The following is a 21,086-nucleotide window of genomic DNA, read 5'->3' on the forward strand; positions in this document are numbered from 1 at the left end:
TTTCGGTTTCAAATCCTTCTAAAAAGAAAAGCCGGCGCGGGGAAGCCCGCGCCGGCTCTGAAAGTAGAGGAAAATTGTCTTACTTTGCCGGAATTTCCAGTTCCGTGCCGACATGCAGCGCGCGCGGCGCCGGCTTGCCGTTGGCTTCGGAGATCTTCTTCCACAGCGAGCCTTCGCCGTAGAACGACTTGGCGAGGTCCCAGAGCGTATCGCCCTTGGCGATCACGTGCTTCTGCGGGCCGCTTGCCGCGGGCGCTGATGCATCGCCGGAGGTTGCCGCCGGCTGGGTTGCCGTGGTGTCGGTGCCCGTCGCCGGCTTCGTTTCCGTCGCCGGTTCTGCCGGTGCAGCACCTGCAGCCGAAGCGACCTCGGTGATGCGGCCATCGGTATAGGGCTTGAACGGCTGGTGGGCGGCGAGATAGTCGGCGAGCACGGTTTCGAGGCCCGGACCGTAGTCGTAGGCGTTTTCACCCTTCTCCTTGAAGACGTCGTAGCCGTCGCCGCCATTGCGCATGTAGTTGTTGGTGACGAGCGAATAGGTCTTGGCCGGATCGAGGGCGACGTAGCCTTCGCCTTCCTTTACCTCGACCGAGACGACACGGCTGCCGACCGGCTTCGACTTGTCGAAGGAGAACTTCATGCCCGCCACCTGCGGGAAGCGACCGCCGCCTTCCTCGAGCTTGCTGAGGCCGTTTTCCAGCGCTTCACGGATGCCGTCGCCCTTGATCTGGAAGGTGGCGACCGTGTTCTGGAACGGCAGAACGGTGATGGCTTCGCCCATCGAAACGTCGCCGGCGTCGATCGAGGCGCGCAGGCCACCGCCATTGGTGATGGCGATGGTGACACCCTGGCCCTTGACGCGGTCGAGCATGGCGTCGGTGAGCAGGCTGCCCATTTCGCATTCCTTGGTGCGGCAATTCTCACGCGAGCCGTCGATCGGCGCTTCGGTCTTGGCGATGATCTTCGAGCGCAATTCCTCGATCGGCTTGCCGAGTTCGGCGACGCGCGCCAGCACGGCCTCATCCGGCTTGACGGACGAGTCGACCAGGATCGGATCGCCCTTGGCGGCTTTGACGACGCCCTTGTCGTCGAAGGTGACGACGAGATCGCCGAGATACTTGGTGTAGGATGCGGCCTGGACGACCGGAACCTTGTAGCCGCCGGGATTGTCGACCATCGTCGGGTAGGGGCCTTCGGCCTTCGGGTCGGTGTTGGACAAGAGGCTGTGCGAGTGGCCGCCGACGACGATATCGACATCGGGGATCTTGGCAATTGCCGCGAGATCGCGCGGATAGCCGACATGGGTCAGCGCAATAATCTTGTCGACGCCCTGCTTCTTCAGTTCTTCGACAGCGGCCGTGGTGGTGGCAACGTCGTCGCCGATCAGGATGTCCGGGCCAGGCGAGGAGAGTTCCGGCGTGTCGTTGGCGACGGCGCCGACGATGCCGACCTTCTGGCCGCCGACGTCGAGCACGATCGACGGCTTGATGCGGTCGCCGATCTTCGACTTGTGGCTCGGCAGGACGTTGGCGGTGACGACAGGGAAGGTAATCTTGTCGAGGAAGCCGGCCAGGCCGTCTTCGCTCTCGTCGAATTCGTGGTTGCCCACGGTCATCGCATCGAACTTCATCAGGTTGAGGAACTCGGCTTCGGCCAGGCCCTTATAGGTGGTGAAGAACAGCGAGCCCTGGAAGTTGTCGCCGGCATTGAGCAGCAGCACGTTCTTGCCGGAGAGTTCCTGGCGTTTCGTGTCGATCAGGGCTTTCAAGCGAGCGACGCCGCCGAAGCATTCGTTCTTGCCTTCCTCTTCCGCCGAGCAGGTCGAGTCGAACTTGTTGATCGACTCGATGCGGGAATGAAGGTCGTTGATGTGCAGGATGTTCAGCTCATAATCGGCGAAGGCTGCGCCCGAGGAGAGGGCAAGAATGGACGCGGTCATCAGGCCGGTCCGCATGTGTCTGATCATGATGTTCTCCTGTTTGCCGGTTGTCAGCCGACCGTTTCCGGAGCCGTGAAGACGGAACCGTTCCCCACGGTCGGAGTGGCTTTGCCGGGCCGGATGTTTTCATCACTTGAAGGTGACTTCAAGCGCTAAAACCAAGCTCGCTTTGTCAATTTATAACGAGGTTAAGCTGCGATCCTGCAACAAAAAAAGCCCCCGATCGGGGGCTTCGATACTTGCGTATGCGCTGTTTTAGCCGCGCCGCGCCAGCGAGAACTGCGCGCCGGCATCGGTGGTGCAATTGAGCTGGTTCTGGGTGACCAGGGCGCAAGCGACCTTGGACTGGGTATTGCGCACGAGCGAGGTCATGTTGATCTCGACGAGCGTCGGGCTCGTCTTGATGTAGTTGCCCGAAGCAAGCAGCTGGTTGGTGTCGGTCGTGCGGGTCGAGAAGGTGCCGCCCGCAAAAGTCGAGACGATGCCGTTCGGGTCTACCCAGGAGCCTTCGACGCCGGTCGCCTGGCGCGACGGCCCGCCCTCATCGATGATCCGGGGCGACGACTGGCAGGATGCCAAGGCCGCGGCGGTTGCGATAAGGGTCAGAACTGCGAATGGCTTCATAGGCGATTTCCCCCGCATTGGGCCGAGCGGACTGTTTCATTCCGGCATGACCATGCCGCGATCATGAGTTGAAAGCAAGAGCGGCAGGGGGCGGCCGGCGCCTTTTCCTGCACAGATGAAAAGGCCCGGGACACGGTCGTGCCCCGGGCCGGATGACGTTTTACGTCAAAAGCTTAGCGAACGAGGATGTTCTTGAACTGCCAGGGATCCTTGGTGTCGATGTCTTCCGGGAACAGGCCCGGACGACCGTCGAGCGGGGTCCAGTCGGTGTAGTGGCCTTCAACCGGACCGAGATAGGGAAGCTGTACTTCCAGGCAGCGCTTGTAGTCCATCTCGTCGGCTTCGACGATGCCGGCCTTCGGGTTTTCGATCGCCCAGACCATGCCGGCGAGAACCGCAGAGGTTACCTGCATGCCGGTGGCGTTCTGGTAGGGAGCGATGCGGCGGGTCTCTTCCAGAGACAGGCGCGAGCCGAACCAATAGGCATTCTTGTCGTGGCCGTAGAGCAGGACGCCCAGTTCGTCGAGGCCCTCAACGAGTTCCTTCTCGTCGAGAACGTGATGGACCGGCTGGGCGTTGCCGCCGTTGCCGAACATCTCGTGCAGCGACAGGACCGCGTCGTTGGCCGGATGGTAGGCGTAGTGGCAGGTCGGACGGTACGTCACTTCGCCGTCCTTATCGCGAACGGTGAAGAAGTCCGAGATCGAGATCGCCTCGTTGTGGGTGACGAGGAAGCCGTATTGCGGGCCAGGCGTCGGGCACCAGGTGCGTACGCGGGTGTTGGCGCCCGGCTGCTCCAGGTAGATTGCAGCCTTGCAGCCCTTCTTGTGCTTCTTGGCGTTCTTCGGCATCCAGTTTTCATGGGTGCCCCAGCCGAGTTCGGCCGGCTGCAGACCTTCGGAGATGAAACCCTCGACCGACCAGGTGTTCCAGAACACGTCGAGCGGCTTCGGCTTCTTGGTCAGCTGGGTGTCGCGCTCGGCAATGTGCACGCCCTTGACGCCGACCTTTTTCATCAGCTTCGCCCAGCCTTCGCGGTCGTCCTGATGCGGCTCTTCAAACTTCACGCCGAGGTCGTTGGCGAGGTTCAAGAGGCCCTGCTTGACGAACCAGGAGACCATGCCGGGGTTGGCGCCGCAGGTGGAAACGGCCGTGGTGCCGCCCGGGTTCTTTTCCTTTTCCTTGCGAACGGTTTCGCGCAGCGCATAGTTGGTGCGCTCGGAATTGTCCATTTCGGCGTCGAAATAGAAACCGAGCCACGGCTCAACGACCGTGTCGATGTAGAGAACGTCGAGCTTGCGGCACATCTTGATCAGGTCGAGCGAGCCGGTATCGACCGACAGGTTGACGCAGAAGCCCTGGCCTTCGCCTTCGGTGAGCAGCGGCTTCAGCAGTTCCTTGTAGTTGTCCTTCGTCACATGAGCGCGAACGTGACGTACGCCATGCCGTTCGAAAATCTCGTTGTCGGCGGCGTCCTCACGGGGTTCGACCACGATCAACCGGTTCTTGTCGTATTTGAAGTGGCGCTCGATCAGCGGCAGGGTGCCGCGACCGATCGAACCGAAACCGATCATGACGATCGGACCGGTGATCTCGCCGTAAACCGGATAGGTGGTATCTGCCATTTTTGTCTTACTCCTGAGGAAACTTTCCTGTGACGGTGGGTGACTAAGCATGAGGAAGCGGCTGGTGCCGCTGTTCCAGCTTGACGGGTGTGCCGCAGCGGCTTCGGTGCCGAATGCGGCACGCGGGCGCTGTAGAGCATAGATCGCTGTCACAATAAAGAGCCGGCGGGTCAACCGCTATCTGAGATAGTGCTTAACCGGCGATCGAAAGCAGGGCCGCGACTGCCTCACGCTTCCGCAAGAAGGCACTTCTTTTCTGAGAGCTAGTGCTGTAGCTGTTCGTCAGGCTCGATCCAGCGATCGGGATCGAGTTGGGCAAGGCCGATGGTGAAGGGCTTGGAGGAACCGTCGTAGCGCGTATGCTTCATGCACTTCGGCCGGTCCAAGACGGTGATTTAACCATATCCCCATCGTTTCACACGCGTAAACGCTTGTCACAAGCACTTCGTGCTATAGCTTCGTCTGAAGCATCCGCTTCGCGCCATGATTGATATTGTCCGACCCGGAGGCCTGACAGACCGTGACCGGTAGTCATCTCAAGGCTCTTGCGGCCTTACAGAGCAAAACACCCGTACTGATCGCGCTCTACGATCAGCACGATCGATTGCGATTTGCCAACACGGCATTTCGCGCGGCCTATCACGTCGGTCCAGACGAGAGCCCTACCTGGGCGGAGATCATGCGCCGGAACTACGCAGCCGGCCAGGGGACCGTCCTGAAAACCGACGACGTCAACGCCTGGATCGCCTCGACGGCTCACCGGCGCGGCAAAGTGCCTTTTCGTGCCATGGAAACCGACTTGCATGACGGCCGCTGGCTGTGGATGACGGAGACGGTGGATTCCGACGGCTATATGCTTTGCATTGCCGTCGATGTCACCACCATCCATGCGGGGGAGCGCGAGCTCCGGCAGGACCGCGATTTCGCGCTTCGGGCGGCCCAGGTCGACGAGCTGACCAGTGTGCCCAACCGTCGCTACACAATGGGGCGGTTGACTGAATTCATCGCCAACTGTGCCGAAAATCCGCATATGTGGGGTTGCGTCGCGATCATCGACATCGACTATTTCAAGGCGATCAACGACCGCCACGGGCACCAGCGCGGCGACGAGGTTCTGCTCGATTTCGCGCGTCAAATGCAGGAATTCGTGCGCCGCTCGGATTGCTTCGGCCGGATCGGCGGTGAGGAATTCATGCTCATCCTGCCTGATACCACCATCAGCGAAGGCAATCGCATTCTCGACCGTCTGCTCGAAAGGGTCAGAAGCTCCCGGCCGCTCGAGAATATTCCGGAGTTCTTCTACACCTGTTCGGTCGGGCTTGCGGAATATCGTGATGGCGATTCCGTCAGCGATCTCTATGCGCGCGCCGACCAGGCGCTCTACCTCGCCAAGCGCGATGGGCGGGATCGTGTCAGACGCTACACGCTTCCCGGTTCAGACCAGGAGTCTCACCCGGATCATACCGCGTAGCGAATTGCCGACATAGACCGTTCCGCTTGTGAGATCCGCCGGCGAAAGGCGCGCTACCCGCGCGCGTCGTTGGCAGATGAGTTCGGTACGAAGCACACCGGCGAGCAGGCCGCAGGCGATCGGCGGTGTCTTCAGGACACCGCTACCGTCGTCGAGGAAAACCGAGGTGATCGTGCCTTCGCAGACCTCGCCCTTCTCGTTGAGCAGAAGAACCTCGTCAGCCTCGCTTGCTGCGAACTCGCCACGGGCCGTTTCATAGGCCGCCCGGCGGCTGGTCTTGTAGCGCAGCAGCGGATCACGCGAGTTGAGCCGGGTGGCGGCGATCCGCACCCGCCAGATCGTATCGTCCGACAACGGTACGAACGGTGCGGCCTTTACCTCGATGCGTCCGTCGGGGAAAAGCTCGAGCCGCACGCGGAGTACGAGCTTGTCGTCGCCGCTCTCCACCGCTGCCAACAGGGCCGCTTCTGCGCCTTCCGCTCCTGGAATGCCGAGACGTCGCGCCGATCGCTTCAGCCGCGCCAAATGCAGGCGCGATCGGACGAAGCCGTTTTCGGGCTCGTAGCGCAGCGTTTCGATCAGCGAGAAGTCCGTCATCGTGCGATCTCGTCATCGCCCAGCGCGATCTTGTCGTCGCCGAGCGCGATCTTGTCGTCGCCAATGGCGAAGCGGGCCTTCAGCAGGCATTCGTCATATTCGGATTGGGCGTTGCTGTCGAAGACGATGCCGCCGCCGACATTGAAGATAGCCTCGCCGTTGGGGAAAAGCGAAATCGTGCGGATGGCGACGCTGAAGCGCATGATCCCGCTCGGGGCGATGAAGCCGATGGCGCCGCAATAGGCGTCGCGCGGTCCGTCTTCGAGGTCGTGCAGGATTTCCATGGCCCGCATCTTCGGCGCGCCGGTGATCGAGCCGCAGGGGAACAGGGCGGCGAAGATGTCCTCGATACCGATCTCGGGCAGGAGCTTTGCCCGAACATGGCTCACCATCTGGTGCACGGTCGGGTAGGTCTCGATTTCGAAGAGCTTGGGGACGCTCAGCGTGCCGACTTCGGTGATACGCGAGATGTCGTTGCGCAGGAGATCGACGATCATCCGGTTTTCAGCCTGGGTCTTTTCGTCGGCGCGCATGGTCGCGATGATCTCGGCGTCTTCGGCCGCAGAGGCGCCGCGCTTGGCCGTACCCTTCATCGGGTGCGTCTCGATCCAGCCGTCCGCATCGACGCGGAAGAAGAGTTCCGGCGAACGCGACAGGAGGACCGGCCCGTCAAGCGCAACCAGCGCCCCGTATTTCACCGGCTGGCGGTCGATCAGCGACCAGAAGGCGGCGCGCGGATCGCCAGACCAGCGGGCACGGATCGGCATCGTCAGGTTGGCCTGGTAGCAATCACCCTGGCGCAGATGCTGGTGCAGACGATCGAAGCGCTCGCGGTAGGTGCCGAAGTCCCAGCCCGCGCGTGGCTCAGCGAGGAAGGGTTCGTTCTCGGTCCGGCGCTGCGGCTCGGCGAGGGGATGGTCTTCCGAGGGCGCGTCGAAGATGCCGAAGGACATCAACGGCGTTTCGCGGCCCTCCTCGGCAAACCTTGCGAGTTTCTGCTCGAAGAGGTGGCCGGCCTCGTAGGACATGAAGCCGGCGAGCCACTTGCCCGCCTTGTGGGCGCGCTCGAGCTCGGCAAGGCCGCGGGTGAATTCGGCTTTCGTGCGCGCGGTGACGATGCGCGAAGGCTCAGCGAAAACCGTGGTGCGGTTTTCGCTGTCGTCCCGGAACAGCACATAGGGTGCGGTGTCGCTCATAAAGTCGTCTTGTCGATCGCGCCGTGATCCGGACCTGTGCCCGGATCAGGCCTTATCAAGCGCCTCGAGTTCGTCGATGAGCCCTTCGATCATCGACAGTCCCTGTGCCCAGAACGACGGATCGGTGGCATCGAGGCCAAAGGGCGCGAGCAACTCGGAATGGTGCTTGGTGCCGCCGGCCTTCAACAGTTCGAAGTACTTCTCCTGGAAGCCTTTTTCGGCGTTCTGGTAGACGGCGTAGAGCGAGTTCACCAGGCAGTCGCCGAAGGCATAGGCGTAGACGTAGAAAGGCGAGTGGACGAAGTGGGGGATATAGGCCCAATAGGTCTCGTAGCCTTCGGAGATTCGGATCGCCGGCCCGAGGCTCTCGTTCTGCACCGACAGCCACAGCTTGCCGATGTCGTCAGCCGTCAGTTCGCCTTCCTTGCGGGCAGTGTGGACCTTGCGCTCGAACTCGTAGAAGGCGATCTGGCGCACGACCGTGTTGATCATGTCCTCGACCTTCTGGGAAAGCATGGCCTTGCGCTCGCGCTTGTCCTTCGTCCGGTCGAGCAGCGCGCGGAAGGTCAGCATCTCGCCGAACACGGACGCGGTTTCGGCCAGGGTCAGCGGAGTAGACGCCATCAGCGCGCCCTGTCCCCCGGCCAGCACCTGGTGCACGCCGTGGCCGAGTTCGTGTGCGAGCGTCATGACGTCGCGCGGCTTGCCCATGTAATTGACGAGCACGTAGGGGTGCGCGGATGGTACCGTCGGATGGGCGAAGGCGCCCGGTGCCTTGCCCGGCCGCACCGGCGCGTCGATCCAGCTCTCGTCGAAGAAGCGGCGGGCGATCGCAGCCATTTCCGGATCGAAGGCCTTGTAGGCAGAGAGCACCGTGTCCTTGGCTTCGTTCCAGGAAATCAGCGCGTTCGGCGTTTCCGGCAACGGCGCATTGCGATCCCAGAAATCCATCTCCTGCATGCCGAGCCATTTTGCCTTCATCGTGTAGTAGCGATGCGACAGGCGCGGATAGGCGGATTTGACGGCTTCGGCCAGCGCATCGACAACTTCGCGCTCGACGCGGTTCGCCAGATGGCGGCTGTCGGCGATGTCCTGAAAACCGCGCCAGCGGTCGGAGATTTCCTTGTCCTTGGCCAACGTGTTGGTGATCAGCGTGAAGGTGCGGATATTGGCCTTGAAGGTTTCGGCAAGCGCCATCGCCGCCTTCTTGCGGACCTCTGTCGCCGGATCCTGCAACAGGTTCAGGGCGACTTCCAGCGGCAGCGCTTCGCCATCGACGCTGAAGGTGAGGCTCGTCATCGTCTCGTCGAACAGCCGGTTGAAGGCGGCAGCACCCGTCATCGATTTTTCCAGGAAAAGCTGCTCCAGCTTGTCGTCGAGCTGATAGGGCTTGTCCATGCGCAGGTCGGTCAGCCAGGGCCTGTAGTGCGCGGCAAGCGTATCGTTTTCCAGCGCCTTGTCGAGGACCGCGTCATCGATCCGATTGAGCTCCAGCGAGAAGAACAGCAGATGCGCCGACATGTCGGTGAGCTTCGACTGTACGTCGCCATAAAGCTTGCCGTTCTCGGGCTTGGACGTGTCCGAGAAATAGGTGAGGCCGGCAAAGGAAGCGATGCGGCCCATGACATCTTCGAGCGCTTCGAACTCCCGGACGGCGGCGCCGATGCCGTCGTCACCACGCTTCGTCGCGGCCTCGGCCAGCTTGCCCTTCCACTTGGTTTCGAAGGCGGTCGCTTCGGTCTCGGCCTTTTTCAGGTCGTTGCGAAAGGCATCCGATGCGGCCGACGGATAGAGATCTTCGAGCCGCCAGGAGGGCAGGTCGCCGAGATCCGCGGTAGCGCCATGGGATTGCCCGGCGGCGGCGCGGACAGCGGATTGCTCGGGAGCGAAGGGGCGGAAGGTCATCGTCGGATTTCTCTCGTTCGTGACAGGAAGAAGGCAAGCGATATGGGTTCCATTGCTATCGCCGGCAATGGATAAAATGCAAGCATTTCTCAAAACATGATGTTCAGCCCTTTATGGCACAGATGCCTGACGTCATTTGGCACATGAGGTTGGCCAAATAGTACTGCGTGTCCAAAGCAGGAGGCTTCCGTGACATCACATATTCTGGTCATTGATGACGATCCGGTGCAGCGCCGGTTGTTGACGAACATGATCGAGCGTCTCGGCCATGTAGCGCATCTCGCCGACAATGGCCGCAGCGGTCTGGAGCTCCTGGAGCGCAAGGGCGGCATGATCAATGTCATTCTGCTCGACCTGTTGATGCCGGAAATGAACGGGCACGGCTTCCTTGAAGCGCTGGCCGAGCGCGGCGTCGATATGCCTGTCATCGTACAGACCGGCCAGGGCGGCATCGAAACCGTGGTTCACGCGATGCAGGCGGGTGCCTTCGACTTCCTGGTGAAGCCCGTCTCTCCGGAGCGGCTGTCGGTCGCGATCAGCAATGCGCTGAAGATGGCGAGCCGCGACGGCAAGGTCAAAACCTCGCGCCGTCCGCGCGGCGGCGCCGTCGGCTTCGAGGACATCGTTTCGGCAAGCCCGGCGATGATCCGGGTGATCGACCTGGCGCGCCGTGCCGCCCAGTCCAACATTCCGATCGTGCTCGAAGGCGAGTCCGGCGTCGGCAAGGAAATGGTGGCCCGCGCCATCCAGTCGGCGAGCGACCGGGTCGGCAAGCCCTTCGTCACCGTCAATTGTGGCGCGATCCCGCATAACCTGGTCGAGAGCATTCTCTTCGGCCACGAAAAGGGCGCCTTTACCGGCGCGACGGAAAAACACACCGGCAAGTTCGTCGATGCCGACGGCGGCACCCTGTTCCTCGACGAGATCGGCGACCTGCCGCTCGAAGTCCAGGTGAAGCTGTTGCGTGCCGTGCAGCAGGGCGAGATCGAGACGATCGGCGCGCGCCATCCGCACCGGGTCAATGTGCGGCTGATCTCGGCCACCAACAAGGACCTGATCAACGAAGTGCGCGAGGGCCGGTTCCGCGAGGACCTCTATTACCGCCTCAACGTCTTCCCGATCACCATCCCGGCGCTGCGTCGGCGCAAGGAAGACATCCCGGTTCTGGTGCGTTCCTTCGTCGAGCGTTTTGCCGCCGAGCAGCGCCTGCACACACCGCTCGCCATTTCGAGCGGCGCCTTGGCGCTGCTGACTGCCTATGACTGGCCAGGCAACATCCGGCAGCTCGAAAACGCGATCTTCCGGGCTGTTGTGCTTGCCGAAGGCAACGAGCTGACGGTGAAGGATTTTCCGCAGATCGCCACCCAGATCCCGGGCTACGTCGTTTCCGACCGCTCCGGCTTCTCCTGGGGCGAAGCCGGTCCGGAACGGGAAAGCGGGCCGGCGGAACAGGTGCCGAATGTCTATCCGGACTTCGCGAGTGCGGCGAAATCGATGGAAGGCGATGCCGGGCACGACCCGCGGATGGACAACGCGATCGCCAGCGTCGACGAGGGTGGTGACGTCCGTAAGCTCGCCGAAGTGGAAGAGGAACTGATTCGTTTTGCGCTGAAATTCTACCGCGGACAGATGAGCCAGGTGGCTCGCAAGCTCGGCATCGGCCGGTCTACTCTCTACCGCAAGCTGAAGGATTATGGCATCGATCCCGAGAACCCATTGAGGGAGGCGGCATAAAATCGACGCATTCACAATTCATTAGCCCTGCTATTCAGTCACCGCCGTTTAGACCTTGTTAGTGAAGTGTTCACTATATTATAAGGGGCGGTGACGACTGTGGCATATTTGCCATGCTGTCACCTTATTTGACAGTCATCTGAGACAGCGAAGCACGGTTGTCCGTCGGACGGGGATTGAATGCCAAATTTGTTCGGTTTTAAGAAGCCGCTCGGCTCCTTAGCGAGAGTCTGCGCGGCCTTTACCCGTAAGGTGCCGCAGGTTCTTACATCCGTTGCTATTGCGGCTTCCCTCGTGACGCCAGGTTTCGCGCCTCCCGTAGAGGCCGCGGGCCAGACCCGGACACTGAAACTCTATTTCATTCATACCCAGGAAAAGGCGCAGATCACCTTCAAGCGCAATGGCCGTTACGACACCAAGGGCCTGCAGGAGATCAACCGATTCCTTCGCGACTGGCGTCGCAACGAACCGACCAAGATGGACCCGCGCCTGCTCGACCTCGTCTGGGAAGTCTACCAGAAGAGCGGTTCGCGCGATTATATCCACGTCGTCTCGGCCTATCGTTCGCCGGCAACCAACGGCATGCTGCGTTCGCGCTCGAAGGGCGTCGCCAAGAAGAGCCAGCACATGCTCGGCAAGGCGATGGACTTCTACCTTCCCGACGTGAAGCTGAAGACGCTGCGCGAAATCGGCGTGAAGTTCCAGGTGGGTGGCGTCGGCTATTACCCGACCTCCGGCTCGCCTTTCGTTCACATGGATGTTGGCGGCGTTCGCGCCTGGCCGCGCATGAGCCGCGCCGAACTCGCACGCCTCTTCCCTGATGGCAAGACCATGCATCTGCCGTCCGACGGCAAGCCGCTTCCGGGTTATGACCAGGCGGTCGCCGACTACAAACGTCGCGTCGGTGCCTCGGCGATCGAAGTCGCCGGTGGCGGCGCAACCGGTCCTGGCGATAGCGCAAGCGGCAAGCGTCGCGGCAACCTGTTCGCCATGCTCTTTGGCGGTGGTGGCGGCGACGAGGATGAAGAACCCTCGGCGATCGCAGCCGGTCCTGGCGCTGACGATGAAGGCGGCGCTGCGCCGGCCAAGGTACAGACGGCTTCCGCTCCTGCTGCCCAAGAAGCGCTGCCAGGTGTCGCCGGCTCGGTTGCTGCCGAACCGACAGCTGCTGCCACTGCAACAGCCGAACAGAACATCAATGCACCGGTTCCGGCCGTTCGTCCTGCCTTCAAGGATGCGCCGGCCGATGGCGGCGTAGCCGTTGCGCTGGTGGCGCCGCAGAAGAACGCGGCCCAGGATGCGCTTGCTGCTGCCCTGCCGCAGACCACGGAAATGCCGAGCGAATTCGCCGATCTCGGCTCGATGAAGGTGCCGGTGCCGCAGATGCTTGACCGTCGCGACATGAATACGCTTGTCGCTTCGGCCGATCCTTCCGCGGATGTGCAGGCGCTTGGTTTCGTTCCGGTTCCGGCGATGCGACCTGCGGGTGACGCGGCCCTTGCCGCCGTTGCCGATGCGCAGGTCGTGGTTCCATCCTTCGCGGAGCGCCCGGTGGTTGCGTCCACAGAGCCGCCGCGTGACGTTGCCGCCGAGGCTGCGACCCGTGTGGCGCTTGCTGCTCCGACGCCGGCCCAGCGCGAGCCGGTATCGCAACAGCCGATCGAAATGGCGGCCTATGCGCCGCAGTCGAACACGAACGCCCGTGCGGCCGTCTTCGACAACGCCTTCGACACGCAGGCCGAAGCGCCGGCAAAGGGCGGTCGACCGAAGAAGAACGACGCCGACGCAGCGACCCGCTCGTCGGTCCGCACCGAGCCGAAGCTGACCCAGAAGATCATTTCCGAATGGGCGCTGACGACGGGTCGTGTGGCGACGCTCTCCAAGCCGGTCAAGGCGCCGCGCTTCGTCAGCAAGTCGCTCCGCACCGCACCGACCACGGTCTATGCCGCCGGCTTCTCGAACGGCGCTGGCACGGTGGACACGGCCCGCTTCAGCGGCAATGCGGTCAACTTCATGGAAGTGAAGAAGTTCAGCACGAACTGAGCTTCGGCCGAACAGCAGACACGAAAAGGCCCGCCGAACCGGCGGGCTTTTTGATTCTGTATCGTGCTTTCGAGTGCTGTCGTCTCTGGTCGGGTCGGGGGCAGCCTGCTCCCCATCGCTGTCCGGACGAGGCCGCCTGTCGGCGGCCCTGCAAGCCTGCTTATTCTTCGGCGGCTGCCGGCACCATGCCGAGCGCCTGGAGGTAGGTGTCGAGGATCGCTTCCTGTTCCATGCGCTCGTCGTGGTCCTGCTTGCGGATCGAGATGACCTTGCGCAGGATCTTGGTGTCGAAGCCCATGGACTTGGCTTCGCCGTAGACGTCCTTGATGTCGTCCGCGATGGTCTTCTTTTCTTCTTCCAGGCGTTCGATCCGCTCGATGAAAGCGCGAAGCTGATCGCGTGCGACGCCGTGAGCATCCGACATGGTCTTCTCCTTGATACGGGGAATTGAATTTCGTGGGTGCCGTGACGTGCCGAAAACGGCCGCCAAGGTCAAGGGTCAATGCGCAACAACGCGGTCAATTCCGTGGCAAGCGCCGGCGAAACGCCCTTATTCCTTCGGCCTGTTGATCTCGAAGGCTGCCTTCTGCTCGGCGGTCGCTTCCCTCTGGTGGCGCTCGCGCCATTCCTCATAGGGCATGCCGTAGATGATCTCGCGCGATTCCTCCTTGGCGAGCACAACGCCCGCCTCTTCGGCGGCTTCGCGGTACCAATTGGAAAGACAATTGCGGCAGAAGCCGGCGAGGTTCATCAGGTCGATGTTCTGGACATCGGCGCGCTCGCGCAGATGGGTGACGAGACGGCGAAAGGCGGCTGCCTCGAATGCGGTCTGCTGCTCCGGGGTCAGTTCGGTCATGGACGTTGATCCTCTTCAGTTACGGCGTGCTTCCGGACCCAAGCTCTAATAGGCGCCGGTACGGGAGGCGTGGCGCTCGTAGCGATGCAATTCGGTCATGGCGTTGAGACCCGCAAGGATTGGCGCCAGCCGCTCGGCCCAGCCAGCAACGCCCGTCTCGTCGGCGATCAGGTCCTGGCGCACCTCGATCAGGGCGTGGGGAATGCCCGGCATCATGCAGTGCCGGAACATGGTATCCCCGCGCAGCGCACCGTCATAGGGTTCGTTGTTGCCGACGACGATATCGCCCGACGCCTCTAGTTTCGCGATCAGCGGCAGGACGGCGCGCGGATCGTTGTCCCAGAGGACGGCAGCGTGCCAGGGGCGGGCCACACCCTTCCAGGCCGGTGTGTAGGAGTGGATCGAAATGACCAGCGGTGCCGCGCCATGCGCCTCGGCGCTTCGGCCGATCGTCTCGGAAACGGCGCGATGATAGGGGCGGTGGAACCGGTTCAGCCGGTTCTCCCATTCCTCTGCGCTGATTGGGTGGTTGCCGGGCACGATCGCGCCGTCGGAGATCTTCATGACCAGCGTCGGGTCGTCCTCGCCGCGATTGGGATCGATCAGCAGGCGGGAGAAGCAACCGAGCACGGCCGGCGCATCGAGCATTCGCGAGAGTTTCCGCACCAGTGCCTCGACGCCGATGTCATAGGCGATATGTCGCTCGAACGCCGAGGCGGGCAGGCCGAGACTGCCGTACTCGGCCGGTAACCGGTTCATCGCGTGGTCGGCAAGCAAAACGAGCCCGGTTGCAGGCTTGGCTTCGATAATCTCATAGGGAGAATAGTGTTGCATGCCGGTCCAGTCTCTTGTCTAGCCTCGTCCTCGCTGATCGCACGCACGCGCGTCAATCGCAAGAAACGCGCAACTGTTTAGCGCAATTTGAACGCAATTTGCCGATTGTAATCGATTAGAGTTACGTTGACTTTCGGGGCTGGCCGTCGCAAGAAAGTGCCACGCAAATCAAAACGGAGTTCCATCGGAAACCGTGTCCAGAAATCCTTTTTCCAAAGCGAAGCCGGGGCTGACGACACTGGGAGGTATCCTCCTGTTTTTCCTGGCAACCTCAAGCTCATTTCTCTTTGCCGATGAAGCGCGCGCCGATTTTCGCGTCTGCAACGGCACGCAAAATCTCGTCGGAGTGGCGATCGGTTACCGGGCCAAGGAAGGCTGGGTAACGGAGGGCTGGTGGCAGGTTCCGGCCACCACCTGCGCGACCCTGATCGAGGGCGAGCTTGAGTCACGATACTATTATCTCTACGCGGAAGATGCGGCCCGCGGCGGCCGCTGGACCGGTGACGTCAACATGTGCGTCGCCGAGAACGAGTTCAAGATCGCGGGCGTTCAGGACTGCTTCGCCCGCGGCTTCCAGCGCATGGGATTCAAGGAATACGACACGGGGCGGCAAGGGAGCTGGATGGTTCAGCTCTCCGAAACGCCCGGCACGCAGGAAAGCCAGAATTGATGAAGCGGAACAGAAAAGTCAAAATCCTCGCCACGCTCGGACCGGCGTCTTCCGATGAGCAGATGATCCAGAAGCTGCACGAGGCCGGGGCTGATCTGTTCCGTATCAACATGAGCCATGCGAGCCACGACGTGATGCGCACGCTGGTTCAGCGCATCCGCACGGTGGAAAGCCACTGTGGTCGGCCGATCGGCATTCTCGCCGATCTTCAGGGCCCGAAGCTGCGCGTCGGCAAGTTCGCAGAAGGCAAGGTGGATCTCAAGGTCGGCCAGACCTTCACGCTCGACAACAAGGACGTGCCCGGCGACAACACGCGCGTCTACCTGCCGCACCCGGAAATCCTCGAAGCGGTCAAGCCCGGCCATCGCCTGTTGATCGACGACGGCAAGCTGCATCTGCGCGCTGAGAAGACCGACGGCAAGAGCATCGTGGCCACGGTCGTCGCGGGAACGAAGATTTCGGACCGCAAGGGCGTCAGCTTGCCGGACACGCTGCTCGCGGTCGGTGTTCTGACCGACAAGGACCGCGCTGACCTCGACGCCGTTCTCGCCACCGGCGAGATCGACTGGGTGGCGCTCTCCTTCGTGCAGCGGCCGGAAGACCTGGCCGAAGTCCGCAAGATCGCCCGCGGCCGCGTCGGCCTGATGTCGAAGATCGAGAAGCCGCAGGCACTCGACCGCATTGATGAGATCATCGAGCTTTCGGACGCGCTGATGGTCGCGCGCGGCGACCTCGGCGTCGAAATGCCGCTGGAATCGGTGCCGGGCCTGCAGAAGCAGCTGACGCGCGCGTGTCGCCGCGCTGGCAAGCCGGTGGTTGTTGCCACGCAGATGCTGGAATCGATGATCTCCGCACCCGTTCCGACGCGCGCCGAAGTTTCCGACGTTGCGACGGCCGTCTTCGAAGGCGCCGATGCCGTCATGCTGTCGGCAGAATCGGCCTCGGGCGAGTATCCGGTGGAGGCCGTGTCGACCATGGCGTCGATCGCCAGCAACGTCGAGCGCGACCCGCACTATTCCAGCATCATCTACGCGCAGCGCACGCCGCCGGAGGCAACCGGTGCCGACGCGATTTCGCTCGCTGCCCACCAGATCGCCGAGACGCTCCGTCTTGCCGCGATCGTCTGCTACACCTCGTCCGGCACCACCGGTCTTCGCGCCGCCCGCGAACGGCCACAGGTTCCGATCATCGCTCTCTCGCCGATCGTCCAGACGGCACGCCGTCTCTCGGTCGTCTGGGGCCTGCATTGCGTCGTCACCGAGGACGCGACGGACCTCGACGATATGGTCAACCGTGCCTGCCGCATCGTTGCGGCCGAAGGCTTCGGCAAGCCCGGCGAACGCGTCATCATCTCTGCCGGCGTGCCCTTGGGTACGCCTGGCGCCACCAACATGCTGCGCATCGCCTATATCGGTTCGGACGGCATGAGCGGCATCTGATGCAGCCTTGGCAAAGTGCGAAGCGGGTCAGACTTGGCCGATGGCTTCGGACGACATGATCAGGCGGGCTTCGGCCCGCCTTTTTATTTGCTCGAGATCCGTCGGCTGGCCCGCCATCTTTTCGAGCGCAGCCACGACCACGTCCGTGACCACATAGTCGGGCTTGTGGCCGAGATTGCCGATCCACAGCAGTTCCGCGCCGGGGATATCGCGCGCCAGCCCGCGGGAATGGATGTCGGCCAGCACGATGCCGTCGCTATCGCCGGTGATGATCACGGTCTGTGCCGTGATCTCGCGGTAGCGGGGTGCCGTCGCGGTCAGATAGGCATGGAGATTGGCTATGTCGCGCGCATTGTTGCGGAAGGTCGCCGGACGCAGCACCAGATGCGGGCCGGTCTTGTCGATGTAGTCGTCGGGCCGCGGATTGGGTGAAAAAATCGAGTGTGTGCCGCCTTCGATGCGGCGCTGCCCCAGGGGCGTCACCAGCGTATGGGCGAAGAGCCAGCCGACGAGGGGGAGCGCCGTGAGGCGATAGTACCATTCGATGCCGCCTGGCCAGGGGTGCGTCGCGGGCGCCAGCAGGATGAGGCCGGCCGTCTTTTCCGGGTGATGCAGGGCGAAGCTCGCAGCGATGGCGCCGCCGAAGGAATGGCCGACGATGACCGCGCGACGGATGCCGCGCTTTTCCATCAGCTTTGCGATCGCCGTCGCCTGGCCGTCCGGAAGGTCGTTTTCCGCTCCGCCCCGCTCGGAGTAGCCGTGACCCGGACGATCGACGAACAGCATCTCGGCGCGGCCATCAAGGGCTGGGGCGAAGGCATGCAACTGATCGAGCAGATTGCCACTGGCGCCATGGATGAAGATGACGGGCAGGAGATCGGCCTGCTCGCCTGCCGGCAGGTGCACGCTGTTCATGCGATAACCGCCGATGTCGATCAGTTCGCCGGCATTCGGAAACCGCCGGGTGAAGGCTCGCGCGTGCCAGAGGCTGTAGGCAATGCCGACGAGCGCTAGTCCAATGAGCAGGAATGTGGCTGGTACCATTGTCTCAATCTGTCTTCCGGCGTCCGTAGGCCCGTCAAGGCGTCTGCGTTGGCGAGCCTTCAGGGGCAGGGGAGCCCATCGACTGCCATCGTGGCCAGATGGCGTCAACGGCGCGCTGGCGGGCAAGCACGAACTCAGGCAGCGCGGTATCCCGGTCGCCCTTGTTGTAGCGGGTGTCCGTGCTGTCGACAACGAGCACCGGAGGGGCGCCGAACTGATCGGCGGTGATGTCGACGATGTAATCGCCGCATTCGACCCAGGCATGGCTTTGCCAGCGTTCCCCGCAGAAGAAGCCGTAGGGGCCGATGTCAGGCCCGGAAGGCGCACTCCGCGGCGCTCCAGAGGCCCAATGGGCATCGAGGCCTTGGGCAATCAAGACACGTGCCAGGAACAGGCTCGAGCGGCCGCAGGTCCATTGTGAAGCGATCGCGGGGAGATCGCCACCCCAAGCCCGGTGCCATTCCAGCCAGATCGGCTCAATGAAACGCCGAGCGGCTGTCGCTACTTCGAGAAGAGTGCTTTCATTGGTGCAGAGGGGCATTGAAGGCTAGGGTCGAGTGTGTCGCGTTCAGTCAGGTCTTGCTGCCGGCGAGCTTCTCGGCGAGCTCGCCCAGCTGCTCCTGCGCCTTGCGATCGGCGGGATAGATGTCCAGGAACTGCTCCCATGCCCGCATGGCGAGCTCGTCCTTGCCGGAGGCGCCGAGGATCGCTGCCATGCCGGCAAGCGCGCCGAAATGACGAGGCTCGATCGTCAGCACGCGGTTGATGTCCGACATCGATTTCCGATAGTTGCCCATCGTGTAATGCAGGGTCGCGCGACGGTTCCAGCCTTCGACATAGTTGGGCGCAAGCGTGATCACCTGATCGAGGATGTCGAGCGCCGCCGCCTGCTTGTTGTCGGTGATGGCCTTGTCGGCCCACTGCATCAGGAGATTGACGGTGGCGCTGCCGGAATCCTGCCATTCCACACGGATCTGGTTGGCGAGTTCACGCGCCTTGTCGGCATCGCGTTCCTTCTTGAGGTCCGCGAACAGGCCGTCCAGTCGTTGCTTGGGTGTGGTGAGGCTGGCCGATTCCGTTTGGGTCGATGCTTCCGCCGCGAAGGAGAAACTGCCAGCTCCGATGGAGGTGGCGAGCAGGGCGGAACACGCCAGAATCAGGGGTACAAAAACTCGCATGGCGAGCATGTTAGCCCGCCATGGATCAACTTCATAATCAATTTTGGGACATCGCCGAAGCGATGTCTGCCACCCGGCTTAGATCAGCCCTGACGAGCCTTGAAGCGCGGGTTCGACTTGTTGATGATGTAGATGCGGCCCTTGCGACGAACCAGACGGTTTTCGCGGTGACGGGTCTTCAGCGACTTGAGCGAATTCTTGATCTTCATTTTCCTGATCCGCAGGTTTCGGGGAACGAAAATTCGCCCGGTATCTTCTAACAATCAAAAGCGCGCCGTTCAGCGCGCTCCTTTAAGGTGGGATGGCACATACCGTGTCCCCCCTAAGGTGTCAACCACAAGACGCTCCATTTTGGCGTCTTGCCCCGCATTTCTGCGGTCTTCAGCCGCGGACGAGCCGTGTGACGTGGCCCATTTTGCGGCCGGCGCGCGCTTCGAACTTGCCATAGAGGTGCACCAGAACATCGTCCTTGGCAAGCCATGCCGGGACATCGTTGAGGTCGTCGCCGATCAGGTTCTGCATGACGCAGTCGGAATGGCGGCGGGGATTGCCGAGCGGCAATCCCGAGACGGCACGAATATGCTGCTCGAACTGCGAGACGACGCAGGCCGCCTCCGTCCAATGGCCGGAGTTGTGCACGCGCGGCGCCATCTCGTTGGCGATCAGGCTGCCGTCGGCAAGTACGAAGAATTCGACGCCGATGACGCCGACATAACCAAGTGCATCGAGGATCGCCTTGGCGGCCTTGCGGGCCGCGTCCGCCGTGCCGTCGCCGAGTGCTGCCGGTACCGTCGAGGTGTGGAGGATGCCGTTGCGATGCACGTTCTCGGCCGGATCGAAGCAGGCGACCGTGCCATCGGTGGAGCGGGCGGCGATGATCGAGATCTCCCGTTCGAAGGGTACGAAGCTCTCCAGGATCAGGGGCACGCCGCCCAGCTCCGCGAAGGCGCCGGCAGGACTGTCGGCTGCGGAGCGGAACACGCGCTGTCCCTTGCCGTCATAGCCAAGGCGACGGGTCTTGAGCACGCCCGATCCGCCGAAATCGGCGAGTGCTGCTTCGAGATCGGCCTGGCTGTCGACGGCGTGAAAACGCGCCGTCGCAATGCCGCAGTCATTGATGAAGCGTTTTTCGACGAGGCGGTCCTGCGCGACTTCCAGCGCCTTCGGCGGCGGGAAGACAGGTCGTTTCGCGGCGAGCCGTTCGGCGGCCGCGACCGGCACATTCTCGAATTCGTAGGTGATGATGTCGCTCACGGTCGCGAGCTGGCTGAGCGCGGCTTCGTCGTCATAGGCAGCAATGATCTGCTCATTCGCCACCTGTGCCGCCGGACAGTCGACCTGCGGCTCGAGGATCACGGTGCGGAAGTTCAATCGGGCAGCTGCCATCGCCAGCATGCGGCCGAGCTGGCCGCCGCCGATAATGCCGATGGTGGTCATGCCTGGTCCACCGGGTATTCGGCGACCGAAATCGTCTGCTGTTCGCGCCAGTCGTCGAGCCTGTCGGCGAGATCGTCGTCGCTGAGCGCGAGCACGGCTGCAGCAAGCAACGCGGCATTGACGGCGCCGGCGCGGCCGATCGCCAGCGTCCCGACGGGGATGCCGGCGGGCATCTGCACGATCGAGAGCAGGCTGTCCTGGCCGGAAAGCGCCTTCGACTGCACCGGCACGCCGAAGACCGGCAGCGGCGTCATTGAGGCGCACATGCCCGGCAGATGGGCAGCGCCGCCGGCGCCGGCGATGATCACCTTGAAGCCCTCGTCGCGAGCGCCCTTGGCGAAATTGACCAGCCGATCGGGCGTGCGATGGGCGGAAACGATGCGAGCCTCATAGGCAATGTCGAGCGCGTCGAGCGTGTCGGCGGCGTTCTTCATCGTCTCCCAGTCCGACTGGCTTCCCATGATGATGGCGACGGGTGGGGTCGTGGTGTCGAT

General features: G+C 62.6%; 20 protein-coding genes and 1 pseudogene. 5 read left to right on the forward strand and 16 right to left on the reverse strand.

The window, feature by feature from the left end; translation table 11 throughout:
• Window positions 1–79: 79 nt before the first annotated feature.
• The 4 genes and pseudogenes from ACTJKE_RS08845 to ACTJKE_RS08860 all read right to left on the reverse strand — a co-directional run.
• On the reverse strand, window positions 80–1,966 hold the full coding sequence (locus ACTJKE_RS08845) for a 5'-nucleotidase C-terminal domain-containing protein (RefSeq protein WP_058321012.1): 1,887 nt from the start codon (window positions 1,964–1,966) through the stop codon (window positions 80–82).
• Between the two features lie 228 nt (window positions 1,967–2,194).
• Window positions 2,195–2,563: an outer membrane lipoprotein Omp10 gene (omp10, locus tag ACTJKE_RS08850; protein ID WP_058321013.1), complete on the reverse strand. Its 369-nt coding sequence runs from the start codon at window positions 2,561–2,563 to the stop codon at window positions 2,195–2,197.
• A 173-nt stretch (window positions 2,564–2,736) separates the two neighbouring features.
• Entirely contained in the window at window positions 2,737–4,188 is a 1,452-nt protein-coding gene (locus ACTJKE_RS08855; protein WP_057254637.1) for a homospermidine synthase, read from the reverse strand.
• Between the two features lie 272 nt (window positions 4,189–4,460).
• A pseudogene (locus tag ACTJKE_RS08860) lies at window positions 4,461–4,556 on the reverse strand (heme-dependent oxidative N-demethylase family protein); the annotation flags it as partial.
• Window positions 4,557–4,708: 152 nt separating this feature from the next.
• On the opposite strand from ACTJKE_RS08860, the gene ACTJKE_RS08865 reads away from it, so the two are divergent.
• The gene (locus ACTJKE_RS08865; protein ID WP_057254638.1) at window positions 4,709–5,659 is read left to right on the forward strand and encodes a GGDEF domain-containing protein; all 951 of its coding nucleotides are present in this window, start codon (window positions 4,709–4,711) and stop codon (window positions 5,657–5,659) included.
• Here the strand turns inward: ACTJKE_RS08865 and ACTJKE_RS08870 are convergent.
• The 3 genes from ACTJKE_RS08870 to ACTJKE_RS08880 are packed head-to-tail and all read right to left on the reverse strand — an operon-like array spanning window position 5,624 to window position 9,357.
• Window positions 5,624–6,256 (reverse strand): aminotransferase class IV family protein, encoded by a 633-nt coding sequence (locus ACTJKE_RS08870; RefSeq protein ID WP_058325910.1) that lies wholly within the window; start codon window positions 6,254–6,256, stop codon window positions 5,624–5,626. The genes ACTJKE_RS08865 and ACTJKE_RS08870 overlap by 36 nt on opposite strands.
• Window positions 6,253–7,452: an aminodeoxychorismate synthase component I gene (locus ACTJKE_RS08875; protein ID WP_058325909.1), complete on the reverse strand. Its 1,200-nt coding sequence runs from the start codon at window positions 7,450–7,452 to the stop codon at window positions 6,253–6,255. Before ACTJKE_RS08875 ends, ACTJKE_RS08870 begins: the two co-directional genes overlap by 4 nt.
• A 45-nt stretch (window positions 7,453–7,497) precedes the next feature.
• A complete protein-coding gene (locus tag ACTJKE_RS08880) occupies window positions 7,498–9,357 on the reverse strand; it encodes a M3 family oligoendopeptidase (protein WP_113513260.1) in 1,860 nt (619 codons plus the stop codon).
• Window positions 9,358–9,546: 189 nt separating this feature from the next.
• Between ACTJKE_RS08880 and ACTJKE_RS08885 the strand changes: the two genes are divergently transcribed.
• Window positions 9,547–11,091 (forward strand): sigma-54-dependent transcriptional regulator, encoded by a 1,545-nt coding sequence (locus tag ACTJKE_RS08885; RefSeq protein ID WP_057254642.1) that lies wholly within the window; start codon window positions 9,547–9,549, stop codon window positions 11,089–11,091.
• A gap of 180 nt (window positions 11,092–11,271) precedes the next feature.
• Window positions 11,272–13,134, forward strand: a complete 1,863-nt coding sequence (locus tag ACTJKE_RS08890) for a DUF882 domain-containing protein (RefSeq protein ID WP_113513258.1) — start codon at window positions 11,272–11,274, stop codon at window positions 13,132–13,134.
• Window positions 13,135–13,294: 160 nt separating this feature from the next.
• Here ACTJKE_RS08890 and ACTJKE_RS08895 read toward each other — a convergent pair whose 3' ends face one another.
• The 3 genes from ACTJKE_RS08895 to ACTJKE_RS08905 all read right to left on the reverse strand — a co-directional run bounded on the left by ACTJKE_RS08895 (window position 13,295) and on the right by ACTJKE_RS08905 (window position 14,824).
• A complete protein-coding gene (locus ACTJKE_RS08895; RefSeq protein WP_057254644.1) occupies window positions 13,295–13,558 on the reverse strand; it encodes a DUF2312 domain-containing protein in 264 nt (87 codons plus the stop codon).
• Between the two features lie 126 nt (window positions 13,559–13,684).
• Window positions 13,685–13,990 (reverse strand): DUF1244 domain-containing protein, encoded by a 306-nt coding sequence (locus ACTJKE_RS08900; RefSeq protein ID WP_058325907.1) that lies wholly within the window; start codon window positions 13,988–13,990, stop codon window positions 13,685–13,687.
• 45 nt (window positions 13,991–14,035) lie between these two features.
• Window positions 14,036–14,824, reverse strand: a complete 789-nt coding sequence (locus ACTJKE_RS08905; protein ID WP_058325906.1) for an N-formylglutamate amidohydrolase — start codon at window positions 14,822–14,824, stop codon at window positions 14,036–14,038.
• 193 nt (window positions 14,825–15,017) lie between these two features.
• Here ACTJKE_RS08905 and ACTJKE_RS08910 point away from each other — a divergent pair, with 193 nt between their 5' ends.
• Window positions 15,018–15,494 (forward strand): DUF1036 domain-containing protein, encoded by a 477-nt coding sequence (locus tag ACTJKE_RS08910; RefSeq protein WP_057254647.1) that lies wholly within the window; start codon window positions 15,018–15,020, stop codon window positions 15,492–15,494.
• Window positions 15,494–16,933 carry a pyruvate kinase gene (gene pyk, locus ACTJKE_RS08915; protein ID WP_057254648.1) on the forward strand — a complete coding sequence of 480 codons (1,440 nt, stop codon included), beginning with the start codon at window positions 15,494–15,496 and terminating at the stop codon, window positions 16,931–16,933. Before ACTJKE_RS08910 ends, pyk begins: the two co-directional genes overlap by 1 nt.
• 27 nt (window positions 16,934–16,960) lie before the next feature.
• On the opposite strand, the gene ACTJKE_RS08920 is transcribed toward pyk, so the two are convergent.
• The 6 genes from ACTJKE_RS08920 to purE form a co-directional block, all read right to left on the reverse strand.
• A complete protein-coding gene (locus tag ACTJKE_RS08920) occupies window positions 16,961–17,977 on the reverse strand; it encodes an alpha/beta fold hydrolase (protein ID WP_082616139.1) in 1,017 nt (338 codons plus the stop codon).
• Window positions 17,978–18,011: 34 nt separating this feature from the next.
• Window positions 18,012–18,518, reverse strand: coding sequence for a hypothetical protein (locus ACTJKE_RS08925; RefSeq protein WP_058325905.1), 507 nt, complete (start codon window positions 18,516–18,518; stop codon window positions 18,012–18,014).
• 31 nt (window positions 18,519–18,549) lie between these two features.
• The gene (locus tag ACTJKE_RS08930) at window positions 18,550–19,164 is read right to left on the reverse strand and encodes a hypothetical protein (RefSeq protein WP_057254649.1); all 615 of its coding nucleotides are present in this window, start codon (window positions 19,162–19,164) and stop codon (window positions 18,550–18,552) included.
• Window positions 19,165–19,238: 74 nt separating this feature from the next.
• Complete coding sequence (gene ykgO / locus ACTJKE_RS08935) at window positions 19,239–19,364, reverse strand: type B 50S ribosomal protein L36 (RefSeq protein WP_034806120.1); 126 nt, start codon at window positions 19,362–19,364, stop codon at window positions 19,239–19,241.
• A 172-nt stretch (window positions 19,365–19,536) separates the two neighbouring features.
• The gene (locus ACTJKE_RS08940) at window positions 19,537–20,592 is read right to left on the reverse strand and encodes a 5-(carboxyamino)imidazole ribonucleotide synthase (RefSeq protein WP_440691757.1); all 1,056 of its coding nucleotides are present in this window, start codon (window positions 20,590–20,592) and stop codon (window positions 19,537–19,539) included.
• On the reverse strand, window positions 20,589–21,053 hold the full coding sequence (gene purE / locus ACTJKE_RS08945; RefSeq protein WP_057254831.1) for a 5-(carboxyamino)imidazole ribonucleotide mutase: 465 nt from the start codon (window positions 21,051–21,053) through the stop codon (window positions 20,589–20,591). Before purE ends, ACTJKE_RS08940 begins: the two co-directional genes overlap by 4 nt.
• Between the last annotated feature and the right edge of the window lie 33 nt (window positions 21,054–21,086).

This window comes from Ensifer sp. 22521, from assembly GCF_052044795.1.
GTDB lineage: Bacteria > Pseudomonadota > Alphaproteobacteria > Rhizobiales > Rhizobiaceae > Ensifer.

Excerpts from the sequence above, each read along its gene's own strand:
- ACTJKE_RS08845 (WP_058321012.1), bottom strand. The coding sequence starts at position 1,966 with ATGATCAGACACATGCGGACCGGCCTGATGACCGCGTCCATTCTTGCC.
- omp10 (WP_058321013.1), bottom strand. The coding sequence starts at position 2,563 with ATGAAGCCATTCGCAGTTCTGACCCTTATCGCAACCGCCGCGGCCTTG.
- ACTJKE_RS08855 (WP_057254637.1), bottom strand. The coding sequence starts at position 4,188 with ATGGCAGATACCACCTATCCGGTTTACGGCGAGATCACCGGTCCGATC.
- ACTJKE_RS08870 (WP_058325910.1), bottom strand. The coding sequence starts at position 6,256 with ATGACGGACTTCTCGCTGATCGAAACGCTGCGCTACGAGCCCGAAAAC.
- ACTJKE_RS08875 (WP_058325909.1), bottom strand. The coding sequence starts at position 7,452 with ATGAGCGACACCGCACCCTATGTGCTGTTCCGGGACGACAGCGAAAAC.
- ACTJKE_RS08880 (WP_113513260.1), bottom strand. The coding sequence starts at position 9,357 with ATGACCTTCCGCCCCTTCGCTCCCGAGCAATCCGCTGTCCGCGCCGCC.
- ACTJKE_RS08890 (WP_113513258.1), top strand. The coding sequence starts at position 11,272 with ATGCCAAATTTGTTCGGTTTTAAGAAGCCGCTCGGCTCCTTAGCGAGA.
- ACTJKE_RS08895 (WP_057254644.1), bottom strand. The coding sequence starts at position 13,558 with ATGTCGGATGCTCACGGCGTCGCACGCGATCAGCTTCGCGCTTTCATC.
- ACTJKE_RS08900 (WP_058325907.1), bottom strand. The coding sequence starts at position 13,990 with ATGACCGAACTGACCCCGGAGCAGCAGACCGCATTCGAGGCAGCCGCC.
- ACTJKE_RS08905 (WP_058325906.1), bottom strand. The coding sequence starts at position 14,824 with ATGCAACACTATTCTCCCTATGAGATTATCGAAGCCAAGCCTGCAACC.
- pyk (WP_057254648.1), top strand. The coding sequence starts at position 15,494 with ATGAAGCGGAACAGAAAAGTCAAAATCCTCGCCACGCTCGGACCGGCG.
- ACTJKE_RS08920 (WP_082616139.1), bottom strand. The coding sequence starts at position 17,977 with ATGGTACCAGCCACATTCCTGCTCATTGGACTAGCGCTCGTCGGCATT.
- ACTJKE_RS08925 (WP_058325905.1), bottom strand. The coding sequence starts at position 18,518 with ATGCCCCTCTGCACCAATGAAAGCACTCTTCTCGAAGTAGCGACAGCC.
- ACTJKE_RS08930 (WP_057254649.1), bottom strand. The coding sequence starts at position 19,164 with ATGCTCGCCATGCGAGTTTTTGTACCCCTGATTCTGGCGTGTTCCGCC.
- ykgO (WP_034806120.1), bottom strand. The coding sequence starts at position 19,364 with ATGAAGATCAAGAATTCGCTCAAGTCGCTGAAGACCCGTCACCGCGAA.
- ACTJKE_RS08940 (WP_440691757.1), bottom strand. The coding sequence starts at position 20,592 with ATGACCACCATCGGCATTATCGGCGGCGGCCAGCTCGGCCGCATGCTG.
- purE (WP_057254831.1), bottom strand. The coding sequence starts at position 21,053 with ATGGGAAGCCAGTCGGACTGGGAGACGATGAAGAACGCCGCCGACACG.